At 70.6% G+C, this 19,962-nt stretch carries 15 protein-coding genes; 10 read left to right on the forward strand and 5 right to left on the reverse strand.

Annotated elements, in window-relative coordinates; all coding sequences use genetic code 11:
* The first annotated feature begins 44 nt into the window (after positions 1–44).
* Both ACFYZJ_RS05070 and ACFYZJ_RS05075 read left to right on the forward strand, forming a co-directional pair.
* Positions 45–1,031, forward strand: a complete 987-nt coding sequence (locus tag ACFYZJ_RS05070) for an acyltransferase domain-containing protein (protein ID WP_388562959.1) — start codon at positions 45–47, stop codon at positions 1,029–1,031.
* Positions 1,032–1,114: 83 nt separating this feature from the next.
* Positions 1,115–1,807 (forward strand): class I SAM-dependent methyltransferase, encoded by a 693-nt coding sequence (locus tag ACFYZJ_RS05075; RefSeq protein ID WP_388562961.1) that lies wholly within the window; start codon positions 1,115–1,117, stop codon positions 1,805–1,807.
* A 1-nt stretch (position 1,808) separates the two neighbouring features.
* Here ACFYZJ_RS05075 and ACFYZJ_RS05080 read toward each other — a convergent pair whose 3' ends face one another.
* A complete protein-coding gene (locus tag ACFYZJ_RS05080; RefSeq protein WP_388563380.1) occupies positions 1,809–2,312 on the reverse strand; it encodes an RNA-binding S4 domain-containing protein in 504 nt (167 codons plus the stop codon).
* Between the two features lie 364 nt (positions 2,313–2,676).
* On the opposite strand from ACFYZJ_RS05080, the gene ACFYZJ_RS05085 reads away from it, so the two are divergent.
* Positions 2,677–3,378, forward strand: coding sequence for a uracil-DNA glycosylase (locus ACFYZJ_RS05085; RefSeq protein WP_388562963.1), 702 nt, complete (start codon positions 2,677–2,679; stop codon positions 3,376–3,378).
* A gap of 9 nt (positions 3,379–3,387) precedes the next feature.
* Here ACFYZJ_RS05085 and ACFYZJ_RS05090 read toward each other — a convergent pair whose 3' ends face one another.
* Complete coding sequence (locus ACFYZJ_RS05090; protein ID WP_388562965.1) at positions 3,388–4,044, reverse strand: GntR family transcriptional regulator; 657 nt, start codon at positions 4,042–4,044, stop codon at positions 3,388–3,390.
* Between the two features lie 149 nt (positions 4,045–4,193).
* Between ACFYZJ_RS05090 and ACFYZJ_RS05095 the strand changes: the two genes are divergently transcribed.
* Together ACFYZJ_RS05095 and ACFYZJ_RS05100 are read left to right on the forward strand one after the other, a co-directional pair.
* Positions 4,194–5,672, forward strand: a complete 1,479-nt coding sequence (locus tag ACFYZJ_RS05095; RefSeq protein WP_388562967.1) for an NCS1 family nucleobase:cation symporter-1 — start codon at positions 4,194–4,196, stop codon at positions 5,670–5,672.
* Positions 5,673–5,674: 2 nt separating this feature from the next.
* Positions 5,675–6,385 (forward strand): aspartate/glutamate racemase family protein, encoded by a 711-nt coding sequence (locus ACFYZJ_RS05100; protein WP_388562969.1) that lies wholly within the window; start codon positions 5,675–5,677, stop codon positions 6,383–6,385.
* Between the two features lie 50 nt (positions 6,386–6,435).
* Here ACFYZJ_RS05100 and ACFYZJ_RS05105 read toward each other — a convergent pair whose 3' ends face one another.
* On the reverse strand, positions 6,436–6,834 hold the full coding sequence (locus ACFYZJ_RS05105) for a RidA family protein (RefSeq protein ID WP_388562971.1): 399 nt from the start codon (positions 6,832–6,834) through the stop codon (positions 6,436–6,438).
* A gap of 354 nt (positions 6,835–7,188) precedes the next feature.
* Here ACFYZJ_RS05105 and ACFYZJ_RS05110 point away from each other — a divergent pair, with 354 nt between their 5' ends.
* The 5 genes from ACFYZJ_RS05110 to ACFYZJ_RS05130 all read left to right on the forward strand — a co-directional run bounded on the left by ACFYZJ_RS05110 (position 7,189) and on the right by ACFYZJ_RS05130 (position 18,933).
* On the forward strand, positions 7,189–7,974 hold the full coding sequence (locus tag ACFYZJ_RS05110) for a nucleotidyltransferase domain-containing protein (protein ID WP_388562973.1): 786 nt from the start codon (positions 7,189–7,191) through the stop codon (positions 7,972–7,974).
* Between the two features lie 41 nt (positions 7,975–8,015).
* On the forward strand, positions 8,016–8,747 hold the full coding sequence (locus tag ACFYZJ_RS05115; RefSeq protein ID WP_388562975.1) for a hypothetical protein: 732 nt from the start codon (positions 8,016–8,018) through the stop codon (positions 8,745–8,747).
* Positions 8,748–9,250: 503 nt separating this feature from the next.
* Entirely contained in the window at positions 9,251–10,441 is a 1,191-nt protein-coding gene (locus ACFYZJ_RS05120; RefSeq protein WP_388562977.1) for a serine/threonine-protein kinase, read from the forward strand.
* Positions 10,442–10,544: 103 nt separating this feature from the next.
* A complete protein-coding gene (locus tag ACFYZJ_RS05125) occupies positions 10,545–13,532 on the forward strand; it encodes an SNF2-related protein (RefSeq protein ID WP_388562979.1) in 2,988 nt (995 codons plus the stop codon).
* 1 nt (position 13,533) lies between these two features.
* Complete coding sequence (locus ACFYZJ_RS05130) at positions 13,534–18,933, forward strand: Eco57I restriction-modification methylase domain-containing protein (RefSeq protein WP_388562981.1); 5,400 nt, start codon at positions 13,534–13,536, stop codon at positions 18,931–18,933.
* On the opposite strand, the gene ACFYZJ_RS05135 is transcribed toward ACFYZJ_RS05130, so the two are convergent.
* Positions 18,917–19,108, reverse strand: coding sequence for a DUF397 domain-containing protein (locus ACFYZJ_RS05135; RefSeq protein ID WP_388562983.1), 192 nt, complete (start codon positions 19,106–19,108; stop codon positions 18,917–18,919). The two genes, ACFYZJ_RS05130 and ACFYZJ_RS05135, sit on opposite strands and share 17 nt — an antisense overlap.
* Positions 19,105–19,959, reverse strand: a complete 855-nt coding sequence (locus ACFYZJ_RS05140; RefSeq protein WP_388562985.1) for a Scr1 family TA system antitoxin-like transcriptional regulator — start codon at positions 19,957–19,959, stop codon at positions 19,105–19,107. Before ACFYZJ_RS05140 ends, ACFYZJ_RS05135 begins: the two co-directional genes overlap by 4 nt.
* Between the last annotated feature and the right edge of the window lie 3 nt (positions 19,960–19,962).

Below are 19,962 nucleotides of genomic sequence, written 5' to 3' on the forward strand. Positions count from 1 at the left end.
GCGTCCGCGAACAGCGAGGGCCGGGTCCGTGCGGGGAGGCGACGGTGCTGCTTCGGACGCTGCGGGCTGACGCGCGGCTCGCCGAGTGGCTGAGCGACCTCGACAGCGACGGTGAGACGCGCGTGCGGGCCGCCCTGCCCGACGCGGACGAGCTGCCCGACGTCCTGCTGGAGCTGTCCGTTCCGCACGAGGACATCAACGAACTCGTCGCCCAGTGCGCCCGGCTCCGCCGGGACCCGGAGGCGGTGACGCTGCTGGAGCGGTGCGTCGCCCGCTTGGTCCGGGACATGGGGGAGATCGGCAAGGGCTGGGAGCCACCACAGTTCCCCGCGTCGGCGGGACCACTCGGACGGCTGTTCCCCGTGTTCGTCTTCGTCGCGGCGCTGCCGTACGTGCGGGCGTACCACCGCGAGCGCGGCATCCCGGAGGAGGTGTCCCGGCGCACGCTCGCCGACCTCGGCCGGCACATGGCGGTGCACCGCCGACGCCGCGGCACGGGCGGTTTGCCGTTCCCCTGGTGGATCGCGCTGCACTTCCATGGGGAGCTGTTCCAACTGGGGCGGCTGCAGTTCCAGCGGGCGCGGCTGGGGCGACGCACGGGGCAGGCCGTCGCCGCGGCGGGCCGGGCGCTCGGGCCCGGCGACCACTGTCTGAGCCTGCACATACCCGACTTCCGGGGCCCGCTGTCGCCGTCCGCCTGTGAGCGGTCCCTGACACTGGCCCGGGCCTTCTTCGCCGAGCACTACCCGGACGAGCGTCACGAGATCGCCGTGTGCCACTCCTGGCTGCTCGATCCGCAGCTCAGGCGGTATCTGCCGGCGGACTCCAACATCATCCGCTTCCAGGACCGATTCCAGCTCGCCCACCAGGACACGACACCGGACGACGGGGCACCGGTCGGCTTCGTCTTCGGCGACCCGGAGCTGCCGGTCGGGGAGCTGCCCCGGCGCAGCAGTGTGGAGCGGGCGGTGGTGGATCATCTGCGGGCGGGCGGGCACTGGTACGGGGGTCACGGCTGGTTCGCGCTGTGACACCGCTCAACCCTCGAACCTTTCACCCCATCGGGTGACAGCGGTTGGGGAACGGGGCACATGCGGCGGCCCGTTGGACGGGCATGGAGCAGAAGACGCGGACCGGCTACGGGGGCACGGGCCCCGGCGTGATCACACCCGATGGCTGTGCGGTCGAGCTGTACTCACGATTACCGCCCGGGGACGAGCCGGACATCGTTGCCGCGGCCGCACCGGTGGGCGCCCACATCCTGGAACTCGGCAGCGGGGTGGGCAGGGTGACCCATCCACTGCTGGAGCGCGGCTTCGCGGTCACCGCGGTGGACGAGTCACCGGAGATGCTGGAGCGGGTGCGCGGCGCGCGCACGATATGCAGCCCGATCGAGGCCCTGGACCTGGGTGAGAGGTTCGATGTGGTGCTGCTCGCGTCGTTCCTCGTCCACGCCGGGGATGTCGAAGTGCGCAGAGGTTTGCTGCGGACGTGCGCCCGGCACGTGGCCGACGGCGGGTGCGTGCTGATCCAGCGGGAGGGCGAGGACTACCACACGAACGTGCCACGTGAGCGGGTGGACCCGAGTGGCTTCACGGTGCGGATCGTGTCCGCGGAGCCGGTGGGAGACGGGGTCGACTCGGTGCGCGCCGAGTACGACTTCCCGGACGCGACCTGGACTCAGACGTTCCTCTCCCGGCCGTTGAGCAGACAGCAGTTCGAGGAGGCGCTGGCGGAGGCAGGGCTGCGCGTGGACAGGTATCTGACGGATGACCGGATATGGGTGAGGGCGATGCGGGAGGGGTAGCTCAGCTCCCACCCTTGGTCCGGCTCCGGCCGCCGGACCGGCCCTGCGTGCCCGAGCCGCTCGCGAAGCCACCGCCCGCGGTCGCGGCCAGGCCCCGGAGGCGCTCGATTTCGCGGCGGTCGCGCTTGGTCGGCCGGCCCGTGCCTCGGTCGCGGACACCTGCGGGGGCGACGGTCTCGCGGGGCGGCGGGGGCGGGCTGTTGTCGATGTAGCACTGCACGGCCACCGGGGCGCCGACGCGCTTGCGGATCAGACGCTTCACGACGACGACCCGCTCCCGGCCCTCGTGCCTGAGGCGCACCTCGTCGCCGATGCGCACGTTGTACGCGGGCTTCACGCGCTCACCGTTCACCCGCACATGCCCGCCCCGGCAGGCGGCGGCACCGATCGAGCGGGTCTTGACGAGCCGTACGGACCAGATCCAGCTGTCGATGCGGACACTCTCCCCGTTCCCGGGGCCGGCCGCCTCGGCGGCGGCCACCGCGGCGGCGGCCTTCGGGTCCACGGCGGCCGGTTCGGCGCCCGTCGGTCCAGCGTCCTTCGGCTTGGCGTCCTTCGGCTCGGCGTCCTTCGGCTTGGCGTCCTTCGGCTCTGGGGAGGGCCGTGCGTCGGTGGCTCGGACGTCCGGGTCCGTGCTGCCGGAGCCCCGCCGGCTCCCCTCACCACTGCGACGCGCCTCGGCGTTCCGCCCGGTCGCAGCCGCGCGGGTCCCCTCGGTCCCGACCGTCGTCTCCTGGTCCGCACCTTCCCAAGCCATGCTCCCGACCTTAGCTCGCCGAGCCGGGTGGACCGGACGCCTTTTCCGCGAGTGAGGCGCCTGGCAGCCGGGTGCCGGTCGGGTCGCCCTCGCTCGGCCCTACCGTGGAGGCATGGACAGCAGCAGCCTCGCCCGGTTGGACGAGCGGATCACGGGATGCCGTGCCTGCCCACGCCTGGTCGCATGGCGCGAGGAGGTGGCCTCCACCAAGCGGGCCGCGTTCGCCGACTGGACGTACTGGGGGCGGCCGGTGCCGGGCTTCGGGCCGCCGGATGCCCGGCTGCTCGTCATCGGCCTCGCCCCCGCGGCCCACGGCGGAAACCGGACCGGGCGGATGTTCACCGGAGACCGGTCCGGGGACGTGCTGTACGCGGCGCTGCACGAGGTGGGCCTGGCGTCGCAGCCCACGTCGGTGTCCGCCGACGACGGCCTGGAGCTGTACGGCGTGCGCGTCACCGCCCCAGTGCACTGCGCCCCGCCCGCCAACAAGCCGACGCCCGAGGAGCGGGACACCTGTCGACCGTGGCTCGTGCAGGAGCTGCGGCTGCTGCGCCCGTCGCTGCGGTCCGTGGTCGCGCTGGGCTCCTTCGGCTGGCAGGCCGCACTGACCGCGCTCGGTGAGGCGGGCTGGGCGGTGCCCCGGCCGAGGCCCGCCTTCGGGCACGGGGCCCGGGTGTCACTGGAAGGACTGGAACTCTTCGGCTGCTTCCACGTCAGCCAGCGCAACACCTTCACAGGACGGCTCACGCCTCAGATGCTGCGGGACGTACTGCGCGCCGCGGCGGACGCGGCGGGGTTGCCGGTCAAGCCGTAGGCGACGTGTCTACGGCAGCACGCCGTCTCCGAACAGGTGCCGCACCGTGGAGCGGTAGTTGGCGCGCACATGGGCGAGGGCGTGGGCGCGGGCACGGTCCGGGTCGCCGGAGGCGATCGCCTCGTACAGCTCGCGGTGTTCGGTCAGGAGTTGGGGCCACTCCTCGTTCTGCCGGGTGAGCCAGCGCAGTCGTCCGTCGACCGGTTCCATGACCGAGATCAGCAGGCTGTTGCCGGCCATGGCGAGGATCCGGTCGTGGAAGCGGGTGTTGATGTCGGTGATCGTCTCTGCGTCGCCGGCGGCGGTCGCGGCAGCCGCCTGGTCCAGCAGCTCCGCCAGTTCCATCAGGTCCTTCTCGCTCGCCCGGGCCGAGGCGAGCCCGGCCGCGTAGACCTCGAGGGCCTCACGCAGCTCGAAGAGCTCCTTGACGTCGGTCGGGGTCAGTCGCCGCACGACGGTTCTGCGGGGTGTCTCGAAGAGCACGAACCCCTCGGCGACCAGTGCGCGGATCGCCTCGCGGACCGGGACGCGGGAGACCCCGAACCGCTCGGCGAGGTCCCGCTCCACCAAGCGGTCACCGGGGCGCAGCCGGCCGGCGATGATCTCCTGCCGCAGCGTGGCCAGCACCCGCTCGCGCACCGCACCCAGGGGTTCGATCTTCGTCATGGGGTCATCTTCGCCGACTCGGGGGGCCTTTTACGGAGCCGTAACGGGGCGGACATCGGTCGGAACGGTTGACGGCGAGACCATGACCGCAGTTTGGTATACCAAACGAGTCGCTGGAGCCCCTCCGTCCCCTCGCCCATGGAGGCCCCGTGTCCCTCGCCGACCGCGCCGAAGCCACCGGCGCCCCAGCGTTCGTCCCCGACCCCCGCCTCACCAACGAAGACCTGGCCCCCGCCGCCGAGCGCAAGTGGAAGGTGTTCGATCTGTTCGCCATGTGGATGTCCGACGTCCACAACCTCGGCAACTACACCTTCGCCGCCGGCCTGCTGGTCCTCGGCATGAACGTCTGGCAGATCTTCACCTCCCTGCTCGTCGGCTTCGTCCTCATCTACCTCGGAATGAACATGATGGGCAGGATCGGCCAGCGGCACGGGGTCCCGTTCCCGGTCGTCAGCCGGATCAGCTTCGGGGTCTGGGGCGCCAACATCCCCGCCCTGATCAGGGCCGTGATCGCCATCATGTGGTACGGCATCCAGACCTACCTCGCGTCGGTCGCCGTCAACGTCATGCTGCTCGCGGCCTGGCCGGGCCTGACGTCGTGGACCCACCACTCCTTCCTCGGCCTCAACGCGCTCGGCTGGACGTCGTTCGTCGCGCTGTGGCTGATCCAGGCTCTGATCATCAGCCAGGGCATGGAGTCGGTACGGAAGTTCCAGGACTTCTGCGGTCCCGCCATCTGGCTGGTGATGATCGCGCTGGCGGTCTGGATCCTCGCGAAGGCCGACTGGAGCATCTCGCTCACCTCCACCCCGCACCCGGTCTCCGTGGGCGAGCAGTGGCGGCAGTGGTTCGGCGCCGTCGGGCTCATCCTCGCCACCTACGGCACCCTGATGCTCAACTTCTGCGACTTCTCCCGCTTCGCGCCCGGCTACAGGACCGTCAAGCGCGGCAACTTCTGGGGCCTGCCGGTCAACTCGACGGCCTTCGTGATCGTGTCGGTCATCGTCACGGCCGGTTCCATCAAGGTGTTCGGCGAGGCCGTCACCGACCCGGCGATGCTCGTCGCGAAGATCGGCAACACCTGGGTGCTGGTCCTGGCGGCCTTCACCTTCGCCGTCGCCACCATGGGCGTCAACATCGTCGCCAACTTCGTCTCACCGGCGTACGACCTGGCCAACGTGTGGCCACAGAAGATCAGCTTCAAGGTCGGCGGCATGATCAGCACGGTCGCCGCGCTGGTCGTCACCCCCTGGAACCTCTTCTCCAACCCCACCGTCGTCAACTACTTCCTCGGCGGCCTCGGCGCCTTCCTTGGCCCGCTGTTCGGTGTGATCATGCTCGACTACCACTGGGTCAAGCGCGGCCGCATCGACGTCGACCAGCTCTTCAGCGCCGAACCCGGGTCCCGCTACCACTACCGCAAGGGTGTCAACCCCAAGGCGCTCTGGGCCTTCCTGCCCTCGGCGGCGGTCGCGGCGGTACTCGCGCTGGTCAAGGACTTCAGCGCCGTGGCCCCGTACTCGTGGTTCATCGGGACAGCGCTCTCCGCGGCGCTCTACGCGATTCTCTGCCGCTCCGAACGCGCCGCGGCCCAGCCCGCCCCGGCCGCCGTCGTCGTGGAGGGCTGAGCGTGCGGATCGTCGTCACCAACTGCAACACCACGCAGGAGATGACCGAGGAGATCCTCCGTGGTGCCCGGGCCGCCGCCGGCCCGGGCACCACCGTGACCGGACTGACCCCCGCGTGGGGGCCGGAGTCCGCGGAGGGCTGGCTCGACAGCTACCTCTCGGCCGCCGCCGTCCTTGACGCACTGCGCACCCACGAGGGCCCGTACGACGCCGTGGTCATGGCAGGCTTCGGAGAGCACGGCCGCGAGGGCGCGCGGGAACTGCTGGACGTGCCGGTCGTCGACATCACCGAAGCCGCGGCCCATCTGGCGTGCCTGCTCGGGCGGCGGTACGGGGTCGTCACCACCCTGGAACGCTCACGTGGCCAGATCGAGGACAGCCTGTACACGGCGGGCGTCCTGCAGAACTGCGCCGCCGTGGTCGCGACCGGCATCGGCGTCCTGGAGCTCGGCGACACGGCCCGCACCGAGGAGGCCTTCGTGATCGCCGCGGAGCGGGCCCGCGAGGCCGGCGCCGAGGTCCTGATCCTGGGCTGCGCCGGGATGACCGGGCTGCAACGGGCGGTGAGCGACAAGCTGGGGCTGCCGGTGGTCGACGGAGTGGCCGCGGCGGTGAAGCTGGCGGAGTCGCTGGTGTCCCTGGGCCTGACCACGAGCCGAGCCGGCAGCTGGGCAAAGCCACTGCCGAAGCGGAGGGAGTGGGGGCGGAGGTGAGGTCCCCCCGCCCGACGCCAGGCGCTCTGAGGACCTTCCACGACGGAACCCTAGGGAACGACGGCCGTCGCCGTGATCTCCACCAACTGCCCGGCATACCCCAGGCACGCCACGCCGATCAGCGTCGAGGAGTGCGGCCCGGTGCTGAGCCCCGAGGCCTCGACGACCTCCCAGACCGCGGAGAGCACCGCGGTGTCACCGCTCACCACGTACACCTCCGTCGACACGACGTGCGCCATGTCACTGCCCACCGCCCGCAACTGCTCCTCCAGGTTGGCGAGCACCTGCCGCGTCTGGCGCACCGGATCGCCCTCACCGACGAGCTTCCCGTCGGCGTCGAGCGGCACGGACCCGGCGAGGAATGCGAGCCGGGTCCCCGCCTCCACCACGGACGCGTGCGCGTAGCGGGGCGGCGGGAACAGGGTGGGCACGGTGACGCGCTTCAGCATGAGGCCTCCCGAAGAACGGCTGTCGGTTCGGACGGACCGTGCGGCGATCGAACGGCCGCCCACCGATCATCCGGATTCGGCACGCCGCCCGCACCCGAATTCCCCGCCCGCACCGCCTCCCGCGCCCGTGCCCGAATTCCCCGCCTGCACCCGCCTCCCGCGCCTGCGCCCGAATTCCGCGCCTGCGCCCGCCTCCCGCGCCCGCCTCAGGATTCCGGCCACCCGACCCGGAATCCCGGCGGACGTACGCCCGCCGCCTGGCTACCTTGGGTGTCCGTACCTCCGACGAAGGCGCTTGGTGCACGAGACGGCGGAGGCGGCGACAGGTGACCCGACCTTGAGGGAGACGCGCAGGTGACCAGAGACGACGACGCGTTCCTCGCTGACGTCGCGGACTGCCTGGCCGCACTCCCCACCGTCCGCGCCGTGGCCCTCGGCGGATCCCGCGCCCAGGGCATCCACGGCCCGGACAGCGACTGGGACCTGGCCATCTACTACCGGGGCCGGTTCGATCCCGGGGACCTCCGGGCCGTCGGCTGGGAGGGAGAGGTGTCGGAGATCGGCGGCTGGGGCGGCGGAGTCTTCAACGGCGGCGCATGGCTGACGATCGAAGGCCGGCGTGTCGACGTGCACTACCGCGACCTCGACGTCGTGGAACATCAGCTCGCGGAGGCCGAGCAGGGCCGCTTCCACGTGGAGCCGCTGCTGTTCCACCTCGCCGGTATCCCGAGCTACCTGGTGGTGGCGGAGCTCGCCGTCAACCGCGTGTTGCGGGGCACACTGCCGTGCCCGCAGTCCTACCCCGGGAAGCTGCGTGCCTCCGCTGCCGAGCGCTGGTACGACACGGCCCGCGCCACGCTCGCGTACGCGCAGGCCAACCACGCCCCGAAGGGCCGTCTCACGGAGGTCGCGGGCGCCCTCGCGGTGGCCTCCGCCCAAGCGGCGCACGCCGTTCTCGCCGCACGAGGGGAGTGGGTGACCAACGAGAAACGGCTGCTGGAGCGGGCGGGTCTGAGGAGCGTCGACGGGATCGTGGCGGGTCTGGAGGCCGACCCGGACAGGCTCGTGGAAGCAACCGCGTCGGCCGGGGAACTCTTCGGGAACGCCCTCTCCGCGGCGAGCAAATCCGCCGCCCGATAATCCTTCGAGATGGCAGCCTTCTCGCTGCTACCTTCTGCGCCGTGGCGAAACTCAACCAGATCATCGCAGTCGAGAAGGGCATCAAGTCCAAGGCGCATCAGGACCTGACGGCCGCTCACCACGGGCTGCAGAAGCCCGCACTGCTGGCCGGTATCTCGCGGACGTACCAGCCGAAGGACGAAGAGGGCGAGCAGCTGCCGCCCGAGTCGACGCGGGTCCAGGTGAAGGCCGAGGACGTGCTGCGGCAGACCGCGGCGACGCTCACGCGACTGTTCGATGTGACCGCCACCAAGGACTGGGCCAACTGCACGGCCAAGGCCGATGTGAAGGTGGACGGACGCGTGCTCGTCGCCGACGTCCCGGTGGCGTATCTGCTCTTCCTGGAGAAGCAGCTCGTCGACCTCAACGCCTTCGTCCGCAGGCTGCCGGTCCTCGACGCGTCCGAGTCCTGGGTGCAGGACCCGTCCACCGACGCGTGGAAGACCGAGCCGGTACGGACGCTGCGTACCAAGAAGGTGCCCCGCAACCATGTGAAGGCAGAGGCCACCGACAAGCACCCGGCCCAGGTCGAGGTGTACTACGAGGACGTGCCCGTCGGCTACTGGACGACCGTGAAGTTCTCCGGCGCCCTGCCCGCCCGGAGGGTCAACGAACTCCTCGACCGCGTCGAGAAGCTGCAGCAGGCCGTCAAGTTCGCCCGCGAGGAGGCGAACGGCCAGGACGTCGTCGACCAGCGCGTCGGGGACGCCGTGTTCGGCTACCTGTTCGGGTAGCCTCGAGAACTCCCCGGCCACGAGGAACGACGGCCGGGGTGCGCGAGGAGCGCAAGCTGAAGCTGAAGCTTGTCGTGACTGCGCGGTCCCAGCGGAGGTTCGAATCCTCCCCGCGGCGCTTCCGGGCCGCGGTAGCCCAATTCGGCAGAGGCAGACCGCGATCAATCTCAGACTCTCGCTCCAGACTCAGCATTCGCCGCCGATCGCCGGATCGACCGGGCCCAGGCCCCGGGACGTCGAAGTGCTGGTTCAAGTCCAGCCCGCGCAGCTCGATGCGCGGTGGTCCAAAGGCAGGACGCGGCGACATGACGACTGACCTGGGTCCTCAAGCGTGCCGGCGTGCCGATATGGGTGGCATCTCAGGGCCCGGGGGCCGGCTACGCCCTCGGGCCCGTTCCTTCGCCACGGGACGGACACAAGGGGAAGCGCCTCACTAGACTGCCTGCTGAGGCACGACCGGAACGCCGCGCGTGGCCAGATACTCAGGGGGAGGCAGACGGCCGGTGGAACCACTGCGGGACGACGACCCGGCGCAGATCGGCGGGTACACGCTGCGGGGCCGGATCGGGGCCGGCGGTATGGGGCAGGTGTACCTCGGCGAGTCGATCGGTGGCTCCCTGGTGGCGGTGAAGGTGATCAAGCGGTCGGTTCTCGACGAGGAGACGCGGGCGCGGTTCGTCGTCGAGGTGGACAACCTCAAGACGGTCTTCGGCTCCTGCGTCGCGGCCTTCGTCGCGGCGGACGCCCATGCCGACCAGCCGTGGCTCGCCGTGGACTACGTCCACGGCCCCGACCTGCGGTCGTTCATCACCGCGGGCGGTCCGCTCCCCCTCGCCGAGACGGCCAGTCTCGGCGCGCTGCTGGCCGAGGGGCTGGACACCGTCCACCGGGCCGGACTGCTGCACCGCGACCTGAAGCCGCAGAACATCCTGCTGTCGGAGCGGGGCCCCAAGCTCATCGATTTCGGCCTCTCCGTGCTCGCCGAGCGCCGCACCCAGCTGACCGCCACCGGCTTCGTCGTCGGGTCCGTGCTGTGCATGCCGCCCGAGCAGGCCCGGGGCGAGCACGATCTGCAGCGGTCCGCAGACGTCTACGCCCTGGGCGCCGTGCTGCTGTACGCCGCCACCGGCCACTACCCCTACACCGGCGACACCTGGCAGGCGGTCGCGCTGCGCATCGAGGACCCGGACACACCTCCCGACGTGTCCGGACTGCCGTCGGCGCTGCGCCCTGTGATCGAGGAGATGCTCGCGTACGACCCCGCGGACCGGCCCCCGCTGGACGAGGTCACCCGACGGCTCGCGGCCGTCATCCGCGGCTGCGGGCTGAAGCCGATGCAGGCCAGGCGGCGGCTGGAGGGACTGACGCCGTTCGTGCCGCTGCCCGAGTTCCCGCCGCTGCCCCCACAGCCCGACGAGACCTACGCACCCGCCGTCACCGACCCCGCCGTCACCGAGGACGACGAGCCCGCTCCATCCGACCGGCAGACGGAGCAGGACGAGGAGACGGAGCGGGACCCGAACGAGGACGAAGTCGGCGCCGCACCCGCCCCCGATGTCGAGCCGGTTCGCGTCTCCGCAGGTTCCCCCAGCTCCCTCGGCCGCCTCTCCACCCCGCTGCAGATCGCCGAGAGGATCCGCGCCGCCTATGCCCGCGATGCTCCTTTCCAGCCGAGAGCCCGACCGAGGCGCTGATCGGGGGGCGGCACCTGCCCCACGAGCCCCCCGCCCCCACTCCACCTCGTGAAAGACTCTGCACAGCACGCGACGGAACACGCAGGCCACGGAGGAAGAACGGGTGGCAGACCAGGGGAGCGCCCGCGCTCAGGGCGAGGGGGAGACCAGGTACCCACCGGGCGCGCAGATCCTTGTGCGCGACGAGGAGTGGCTCGTCAGACAGGCCAGGACCACACCCCACGACGGTGACATGATCGAGGCCGTCGGGGTGTCGGAGTTCGTCCGGGACGAGGAGGCCGTCTTCTTCACGGAGATCGACAGAGTGGACCTCCTCAAGCCCGAGGACACCCGCTTGGTCCCCGACACCTCTTCCTACTTCCGCCGCAGCCGCCTGTTCCTCGAAGCCGTCCTGCGCAAGACACCCCTCCCGCAGGCCGAGCGCGGCCTGGCACTCGCCGGGCGCTTCCTGCTGGACCCGCTCGTCTACCAGCAGCGACCGGCCGAGCTGGCGCTGTCCATGCGCAACCTCCAGCCCCGGATCCTGATCGCGGACGTGGTCGGTCTCGGCAAGACGCTGGAGATCGGCCTGCTGCTGGCCGAGCTGATCCGCCGTGGCCGGGGCGAGCGCATCCTCGTCGTGACCCCGCAGAGCGTCCTCGAGCAGTTCCAGCACGAGCTGTGGACCCGTTTCTCCATCCCGCTCGTGCGGCTGGACTCGCTCGGCATCCAGCGCATCCAGCGCGAGATCCCGGCGGGTCGCAATCCGTTCACGCACTACAAGCGCGTGATCATCTCCGTGGACACGCTGAAGAACATCGGCCAGTACCGCCACCATCTGGAGCGCATCGAGTGGGACGCCGTCGTGATCGACGAGTCCCACAACCTGATCAACCCAGGCAGTCAGCGCCGCGCCCTCGCCGAGATCCTCGCCCCGCGCACCGACGCCCTGGTGCTGGCCAGCGCCACCCCGCACAACGGCGACAAGCGGTCCTTCGCCGACCTGATCTCCCTGCTGGACCCGGCCGCCATCGTGAACCCCGACCACTACGACCCGGAGAAGGACCTCGGGCACCTCTTCATCCGGCGTACGAAGATCAGCCCCGAGGTCCGCGACGAACTGGGCGACGAATGGGCGGACCGCGGCCCCACCCTCTCCCTGCACTGCCCGGCCACCGAGGCGGAAGTGAAGATCTTCGCGGAGCTGACCGAGCACTGGCTCCCGCCGGCGCCCACCAGCACCGAGTTCGGTACGGCGGAGCAGGACAGGAGGTCCGTCAGCACGGACCGGCTCTTCTCCTTCAACCTGCTGAAGACCTTCCTGTCCTCGCACGTGGCTCTCAAGGAGACGGTCGCCACCCGCGAGAAGACCCTCGCCAAGCGGATCGGCGAGGCCGCCGAGAAGGGCCTCGCGCCCGATCCCGCCGTCGAGCGCGAGCAGGAGGCCCTCGCCCGGCTGCGTACGCTCACCGAGTCCATCGGCGACGGCGGCGCCCCCGGGGACTCGGCGAAGCTGGACAAACTGGTCGAGCAGCTGAAGGAGATCGGTGTCGGCCCCGGCAGCGACAGGCGGGCCGTGGTCTTCTCCGAGCGCGTCCAGACCCTCAAGTGGCTCGCCAAGGTCGTGCCGCCGCGGCTCGGCTTCCCGCCGTCGGAGGCCACGGAGAAGGCGACCGCCGTGCGCCTGATGCACGGCGGTCTCAGCGACGACGAGCAGCAGAAGGTCATCGCCGCGTTCGGCCTCGCCGACAACCCGGTACGGCTGCTGTTCACCGGCGATGTCGCTTCCGAGGGTGTCAACCTGCACCGGCAGTGCCACGATCTGATCCACTACGACATCCCGTGGTCGCTGATCCGCATCGAGCAGCGCAACGGCCGTATCGACCGCTACGGCCAGAAGCACGAGCCACGCTTCCGTGCCCTGATCCTCACCTCCGCCGTCCCCGGCGCCAAGGACGACCGCACGGTCGCCGAGAAGCTGCTCCGGCGCGAGGAGGAGGCCCACAAGCTCAACGGCACGGCCGAGGCGGAGACCGGCTACTACCGTGCCGAGGAGGAGGAGCGCAGGCTGATCCGCGAACTCGTCGAGGGCGGGACCGTCGAGGACTTCCTCGACGCGGCGCCGGGCGCCGAGGACGACGGCTTCCTCGCGGACCTCTTCGGCCAGGTGGACACCGTCACCGAACAGGAACTGCCGGCGCGCGCCGAGGTGCCGAGCCTCTTCGGCGGCGACACGGCCGCCTTCGTGGACGCGGCCCTGGCCGAGCTGTACGAGGACCGGGCCGAGGACCTGATCGGCCTGTCCCGCGCCACGGACCCCAAGGTCGAGGGCGGCGGCGAGTACCTGTCCCTCTCCCCGGCCAAGGCCCCCGACCTGCTGCACCGCCTCAAGGCCCTGCCGCCCTCCTACCTCAAGGAGCAGGGCGTGGCCGAGCGGATGCTGGTCACCTTCGACCGCACCCTCGCCCTGCGCAAGCTGAAGGACGCCCACGACAGCCGGGACACGAACTGGCCGAACGTCTCCTTCCTCACCGACATCCATCCCGTGGTGGAGTGGCTCACGGACAAGGTGCTCGTGCAGTTCGGCCGGCAGGAGGCGCCGGTCATCGCCTCCCCGTACGTCCGCCACCCCACGTTCCTGGTCCAGGGCATCTACTCCAACGCCCTCGGCCGTCCCACGGTGGTGCAGTGGATGGCGGTGACCGGGCTGCCCAGCACGCCCGTGGTCAGCTCCCTGTCCGCCGCGCTGGACGCGGCCCAAGTGGACCCCCGGCTCGCGGTGACGGGCGAGCCCAGGGACATATCGGGCCTCACCGCCCTTGTTCCCGCGGCCGTTTCGGCGGCCCGCGACCACCTGGAGCGGTCCCGGAAGGCCTGGGACGCGCTCATCGAGGAGCCCCTCGCGGAGTACCGCAAGCAGCTCACCGAGTGGCACCAGGACTCCCTGCCAGGCACGGCCGGCCGTAGGCGGCACCAGATCGAGGAGACCGCGCAGAAGCAGTCGCGTCTCCTGAGCGAGCTGCAGACCACGGGCCGCCCCCTGCTGAGGGTCCTGGCCGTCCTCGACAAACCGGCCCGGCCCGCCACCCCGGCGACCATCGCGGAGAGCTGACGTGACGTACGACTCGCTGGTCAACCACGGCGACTACCTTTCGGCGCACTACCTGGCCGAGGTTCTGCCCAAGGACCTCAAGGCCAGGGACGGCCTGCTGGCCCGCTGGGCGGCGGCCGAGGAGGCGGAGCGTCGCCGACACCAGGACGCCGTCGAGGACGCCAAGCGGCTGGGGGAGGACCCGGCCACCGTGCCTCCGCGCGTCCGCACGCCCCGCGAGGGCCTACGCGCCCTGCACGGCCCGTACTTCGCGAACCGCGCCGCGCTGCAGCAGGACGCCCCGTCCGCCGTCGACCCGGACGCGCCCGCTCCGGCCGACTGGGCGAAGCGGCTGACCGACCTCCATTTGGCCACCCTGCGCGCCCTCGGCTTCACGCAGGCCCACGAGCAGACCGTGACCGTGCACCGCTCGGGCCGCGAATACCCCGTCCAGGTCCTCCACCACGAGCCCGGCCTGGTCACCGCGGTCTCCTGCGGCTGGGCCACCACGCCCGACGCGGCCCTGGACCCGGACGGACCCGGCCGCCTGCTCCACCCGGTCCGCCTCGAGGCGTCCGCCCTCATCACGGACGGCAAGGCACTCACCGACTTCCTCCTCGAATGCGACGATCCTCCGCGTTACGTCCTGCTGCTGGTCGGCGGCGTGATCGTGCTCGCCGACCGCATGGCCTGGCACGAGGGCCGCTACCTCGCCGTCAGCCTGGACATCGCGCTGGACCGCCGCGACGACCGGAACGGCGGCGAACTCGACACCATCGCCGCTCTGTTCGGTGCCGACTCGATGCGGCCCCCGACGGAGGGTGGCACGGCTCCGCTCGCGGACTTCGTCGACAAGTCCGGCAAGCACGCGGTGGGCGTCTCGACCGAACTGCGCGAGGGCCTGCGGCAGTCGGTGGAGTGGATCGCCAACGAGGTGCTCGCGAGGCTGCGCGAGCAGGGCGTCACCCCGGAGCAGCTGGACGACCCGGCCCGCCTCGCCAAGCGCCTGGGCCGCGAGTCGCTGCGCTACCTCTACCGGATCCTGTTCCTCCTCTACGCCGAGGCCCAGCCGACGCTCGGCATCCTGCCCTCCGCCTACCCCGAGTACAACCAGGGCTACGGTCTCCAGCGCCTCGGCGACCTCGTCGTACGCGACCTGGTCGGGGAGCGCTCCCGCCGGGGTTTCCACCTGTACGAGTCCCTCGACCTGCTCTTCCGGATGGTGCAGCAGGGCCACCGCAGGCGCGGCAGCGAGCCGGAGGACCAGGCCGCCGAGGCCGCCGACCGCGAGGCCACCGAGGCCGAGAAAGAGGCGGCCCGGCTCCTCGCCGAGGGCGCCGTCACTCAGCGGGAGCACGACGAGCGGCTGCGCGAGGCCGCCCGGCTCCGGCGCGACGCCGAGCTGAGCGCCGATGTGGGGCTGCGCTTCGAGCCGCTGCACTCGGAGCTGTTCAAGGACGGCTCGGTCCAGCTGATCGGGCGGTACCGGAACCTGGACACCCGTCTGCGCAACGAGACCCTGCACCGCGTGTTGCGCAGCCTGATGCTGACCAAGGGCAAGGGGAAGGAGCGCGGCGGCTTCATCTCCTACGCCCAGCTCGGCATCAACCAACTCGGCGCCGTGTACGAAGGACTGATGTCCTACACCGGCTTCATCGCCGAGGAGGACCTGTACGAGGTGGCGAAGGGCGGCGACCCGTCCGGCGGCAGCTGGATGATCCCCGCCTCCAAGGTGCAGAACTACCCGGACGACGTGTTCGTGCAGCGCGAGGACAAGGAGACGGGGGTGCTGCGCCGGGCCTCCTACCCCCGGGGCACGTTCGTGTACCGCCTCGCGGGCCGCGACCGGCAGACGTCGGCGTCGTACTACACCCCGCGGTCCCTGACGCAGGTCACGGTCGAGCTGGCGCTCAAGCACCGCCTGAAGGACGACACCACGGCCCGGGAACTGCTGAGCTGGAAGGTCTGCGAACCGGCCCTCGGCTCCGGGGCGTTCCTCAACGAGGCGATCGACCAGCTCGCGGAGAAGTACCTGCACCTGAGGGAGCGGGAGGTGGGCCGGCGCGTCGACGCCGAGCAGCGGCTGGCCGAGTTGCAGAAGGTGAAGGCCTACATCGCCCTGCACAACGCGTACGGCGTCGACCTGAACGCCACGGCCGTGGAACTGGCCGAGGTGTCGCTGTGGCTCAACACGATGCACCCCGGCATGCAGGCACCGTGGTTCGGACTGCACCTGCGGCGCGGCAACTCACTGATCGGCGCGAGCCGGAAGGTGTACGCGGCGGAGGACCTGCCGGACGGGGCATGGCTGGCGAAGAAGGACCCGCTGCCCCCGCGTGATCTGCCGTTCCGGGACGGCGAGCTGCCGGAGGGGGCGGTTCACCAGTTCCTGCTGCCCGCGCCCGGCTGGGGCGCGGTCGCCGCCGAACCGGAGGCCAAGCGGCTCGCGGAGGCGGAGGCCACCGCGCTCGCGCGCTGGCGCAAGGGCGTCCAGAAGGCACCGAAGAAGAAGACCGATCTGCGCAGGCTGCAAGGGTTCGCCCGGCGCGCCGAGTTCCTGTGGAGCCTGGTCGCCAAGCGGCTCGAACTGTCCGAGCGGAAGATCGCCCGGCGCATCGAGGTCTGGGAGGCCGACTGGCTCAAGGACCAGCCGGTGGAGGCCACCGACCGGCAGCAGGTCCTCGACGACCTGACGGCCACCGGGACGCCCTACTGGCGGCTCAAGACGGTCATGGACACGTGGTGCGCGTTGTGGTTCTGGCCGCTGGACGAGGTCGGCCTGCTGGACGGCACGGACTACGTGTACGAGACCGGGGGCGCCCTTGTGGGGGAGGGGGACCTGCCTCGGCTGGGCGTGCCGGTGCCGGTGCCGGTGGCCGGTGAGCCGGAGGGCTCGGACGTCGGGGTTTCGGCGCCGGAGCCGTCCGACGGGCCCGCGCCCGGGGATCTGGCCTGGGAGGCGGCGGGACTCTTCGACGACCCGGACGGGGAGCAGGGGGCGCTGGCGGTCGACGACCCGGAGGCCGGGCTGGACGCCGGCCACAGGGGCGGCGGGACGAAGGGGCGCAGGTCCCGGATCCAGGGCGACCGCTGGCGGCCGTGCATTCCGCTGAAGACGCTGGACGACTGGCTCGACTTCCTGGAGTGTCTGCTGGGCACGCAGGACATCCCCGAGAACACGTTCCTCGCCGGGCTCGACAAGCTGCCGTTGGACGAGGCGCTGGACGCGCTCGGCGCGTTCGAACGGCACCTCGACACGCAGATGGGCATGGACAGCGCCGGGCGGATTCCGTTCCGGTTTCCGTGGCTGGCCACGGTGGCGGACATCGCCGGTCCGACGGAGAAGGACATACAGGCCGACGACGGGCAGGGCTTCTTCCACTGGGAGCTGCACTTCGCGCACATCTTCCAGGGGGAGCGGGGCGGGTTCGATCTGCAGGTGGGGAATCCGCCTTGGGTGCGGCCCCGCTGGGAGGAGAACCAGCTCCTCGCCGAGTACGAGCCGTGGTTCATGCTGACGGAGAAGCCCGCCAAGGCCGAGCGGACGCGGAGGCGGGACGAGCTGCTCGCGTCGGAGAAGGTCCGCGCCTATCTCAAGGACGAGCTGGCCACGCTGAGCGGCACGGCCGCCATGCTCTCCTCCGAGGTGACGTATCCGCTGCTCACCGGGACCCAGCCGGACCTGTACCGAGCGTTCATGTGCCGGGCGTGGGAGCACACGGGCAAGGACGGCACGGTCGGGCTGGTCCATCCCGACTCGCACTTCAGCGGGGACAAGGAGGGGCGGCTGCGCGAGGCGGCGTATGAACGGCTGCGTGTCCACGGTGATTTCGCCAACGCGAGTAACCGGTTCTTCCCGCCGCCGGTTGGCCACGCCAGTCACTTCGGTGTTCATGTCTATGGCGAGGCGGGCGAGATCGGCTTCGATCACCTGTCGTGGCTGTTCTCAGTGGACGCCTTGCGAGGGTCTTACGAAGATGACGGCACTGCGCCCGACCCGGGGGTCAAGTACGGCAGGAGCTGGGACGAGCGGCCCCACAAGAAGCGGATCGTGCGGGTCGACGAGGAGACGCTAGCGCTCTGGCAGCGCCTTACAGGCGACGAGGACCAGCCGGTTCGGCAGGCGCGGCTGCTGTCGCCAGTAAGCACGGCGGAGGCCGAGGCCATCAAAGCGCTGGCCGACTATCCGGTGCGACTGGGAGACGAACCGCAGATCACCAGCGGTTACCACGAGAGCGGAGCCAAGGCGGCCGACCTCATCGAGTACAACCACCCCGATGAGGACGGCCGGGTGTTCCAGCCGACCGACTGGTCCGAGGTGATCCTTAAGGGCCCCCAACTGGGCCTGGCCAACCCCATGTTCAAGCAGCCGAGCCAGGGCGGCGGTGAGGTCCTGGGCCTCAACCCGCTCACGCTCGCCGACGACGCCGTACCCGAAACCGAGTACGTGTACGTGGACAAGGGCGAGCAGGATCGGTGGATCGACTACCGTGTGCTGGCCCAGCTGCGAGCCTCGGAAAATGAGGTGGCTAAGGCGCGGGCTGCGGTCGCCGAGCGGCGGTTGGTGCCGTTGGAGAAAGTCAGCGAGCGGGAGGTGGAGGAGTACCTGGAGGAGAAGGCGCGGCGGCCGTACACGGACTTCTATCGGGTTGCGTGGCGGAAGATGATCGCACCGGACACCGAGCGCAGCCTCTACGTCGCCCTCCTGCCACCGGGACCCGCCCACATCGACGCGATTCGCAGCGGAGCCTTCCGGGACAGCCGGAGCACGGCTCTGACCGTCGGCTTCTGGTCTTCCATTCCAGTGGACTACCTGCTGCGTACCTCCAAGGTGAGGAACCTCGACGTGGCTCCCGCACGCCGACTGCCCGCACCCGCAGAAGACCACCCGCTTGCTTCCGCCTTGCTGCTGCGGACTCTGCGACTCAACTGTCTCACCAGTGCGTACGCCGACCTCTGGGAAGAGCTGTACGAGCCGGTGTGGACGTCAGAGGGCTGGGCATGCGATTGGCCCGGTCTGAGCCCGTTGCATGAGGTAACACCGACCTGGAATCGCTCCACTCCCTTGAGGACCGAGTGTGCCCGGCGGGCAGCTCTCGTCGAGATCGATGCCCTTGCGGCTGTATTGCTGGGCGTGAGCGCAGACGCCCTGACGGCCATGTACCAGTCCCGCTTTCCGATCATGCAGGACTTCGACGCCGACACGTGGTTCGACGCGAACGAGCGCAAGATCGCGGGCAGCCGCCACACCTACGGCTTCGGCCAGACCAAGGAGGACTACGAGCACCTCCTCGTCTTCAACAACGGCGACCGCTCCGAACCCCCCGAGGGCTACACCGCCCCCTTCTACAAAGCCGACCGTGAAGCGGAAATGCGCGCCGCGCACGCCCACTTCACGGCGCTGCTCAAGAAGGCCGGATGAACGAGAGGAACTCGGCCCACGTCGTGGGGGAGAGGGCGAGCTGCAGGCTCTGCTCGTCCTTGGAGTCCCGGACGTGGACCGTGGCGGGAGTGAGGGCGACCTCCACGCAGTCGTCGCCCTGCGAGCCGCTGTAGCTGCTCTTGAACCAGGTCAGGTCGGACTTGCTGCTGCTCATAGCGCTCCTCGCATCTGCTCCAGCAGGCCCCGAGAGTCTGCGGGGGTGAGAGCCTGCGAGCGCAGTTTTGCATACCGGTGCTGAAGGAGGCTGATTTCTTTCCGGTCGCAGATCAGACGGCCGTTCTGCTGGCCCTCCGAATAAGCGAACCACTGGTTCTCCGGGGTCTCCGCGAGCCGGATCGGACCGTCCAACCCCGCATGCACAGGCCCCCACAACGGCATGACCTGCACCTCCACATTCCAGTGCCGCTCGGTCACGTCCAGCAGGTGATCCAGCTGCTCCCGCATGACCTCCGCCCCACCCGTGCCCCGTTTCAGCACCGCCTCCTCAACGATGAAACTGAACGAACAAGCCGGCTTCCGCCGAGTAGACAGCAGCTCCTGCCGCCCGAGCCGCGCAGCGATCCGCTCGCCCAGTTCCTCCTCGTCCGGGATCGGCGGCACGCTCAGCGACACCGCCCGCATGTACGCCTCGGTCTGCAACAGGCCCGGTACCACCCGGCATTCGTACGTGTACAGGCTGATGGCGGTCGCCTCCAGCCGTGCCCACTGCCGGAACCACGCCGCCAGTCCCGGCTGCCGCGCCAGGCAGCCCGCCGCCTTCCGTAGCACACCCGTGTTGCCCAGGGCCTCCTCCGCCCGCTCCACGAGGGCCGGGTCCGGCATGCGCCGTCCCAACTCCACCGAGGCCACCGTGTGTTTGGAGAAGCGGACGTGCTCGGCCAGCTCGGCCCGGCTCATCCCGGCGTGCTCGCGCAGGGCCTGGAGCACCGCGCCGAACGTCCGCAGGCTGTCGGAGGTCTCCGGCTCACCGCCCGTGCCCGTTCCCACCGTGCTGTCCGCCACCATTGG

The sequence above is a fragment of the Streptomyces sp. NPDC001848 genome (assembly GCF_042891915.1).
GTDB lineage: Bacteria > Actinomycetota > Actinomycetes > Streptomycetales > Streptomycetaceae > Streptomyces.

Excerpts from the sequence above, each read along its gene's own strand:
- ACFYZJ_RS05075 (WP_388562961.1), top strand. The coding sequence starts at position 1,115 with ATGGAGCAGAAGACGCGGACCGGCTACGGGGGCACGGGCCCCGGCGTG.
- ACFYZJ_RS05085 (WP_388562963.1), top strand. The coding sequence starts at position 2,677 with ATGGACAGCAGCAGCCTCGCCCGGTTGGACGAGCGGATCACGGGATGC.
- ACFYZJ_RS05090 (WP_388562965.1), bottom strand. The coding sequence starts at position 4,044 with ATGACGAAGATCGAACCCCTGGGTGCGGTGCGCGAGCGGGTGCTGGCC.
- ACFYZJ_RS05105 (WP_388562971.1), bottom strand. The coding sequence starts at position 6,834 with ATGCTGAAGCGCGTCACCGTGCCCACCCTGTTCCCGCCGCCCCGCTAC.
- ACFYZJ_RS05135 (WP_388562983.1), bottom strand. The coding sequence starts at position 19,108 with ATGAGCAGCAGCAAGTCCGACCTGACCTGGTTCAAGAGCAGCTACAGC.
- ACFYZJ_RS05140 (WP_388562985.1), bottom strand. The coding sequence starts at position 19,959 with ATGGTGGCGGACAGCACGGTGGGAACGGGCACGGGCGGTGAGCCGGAG.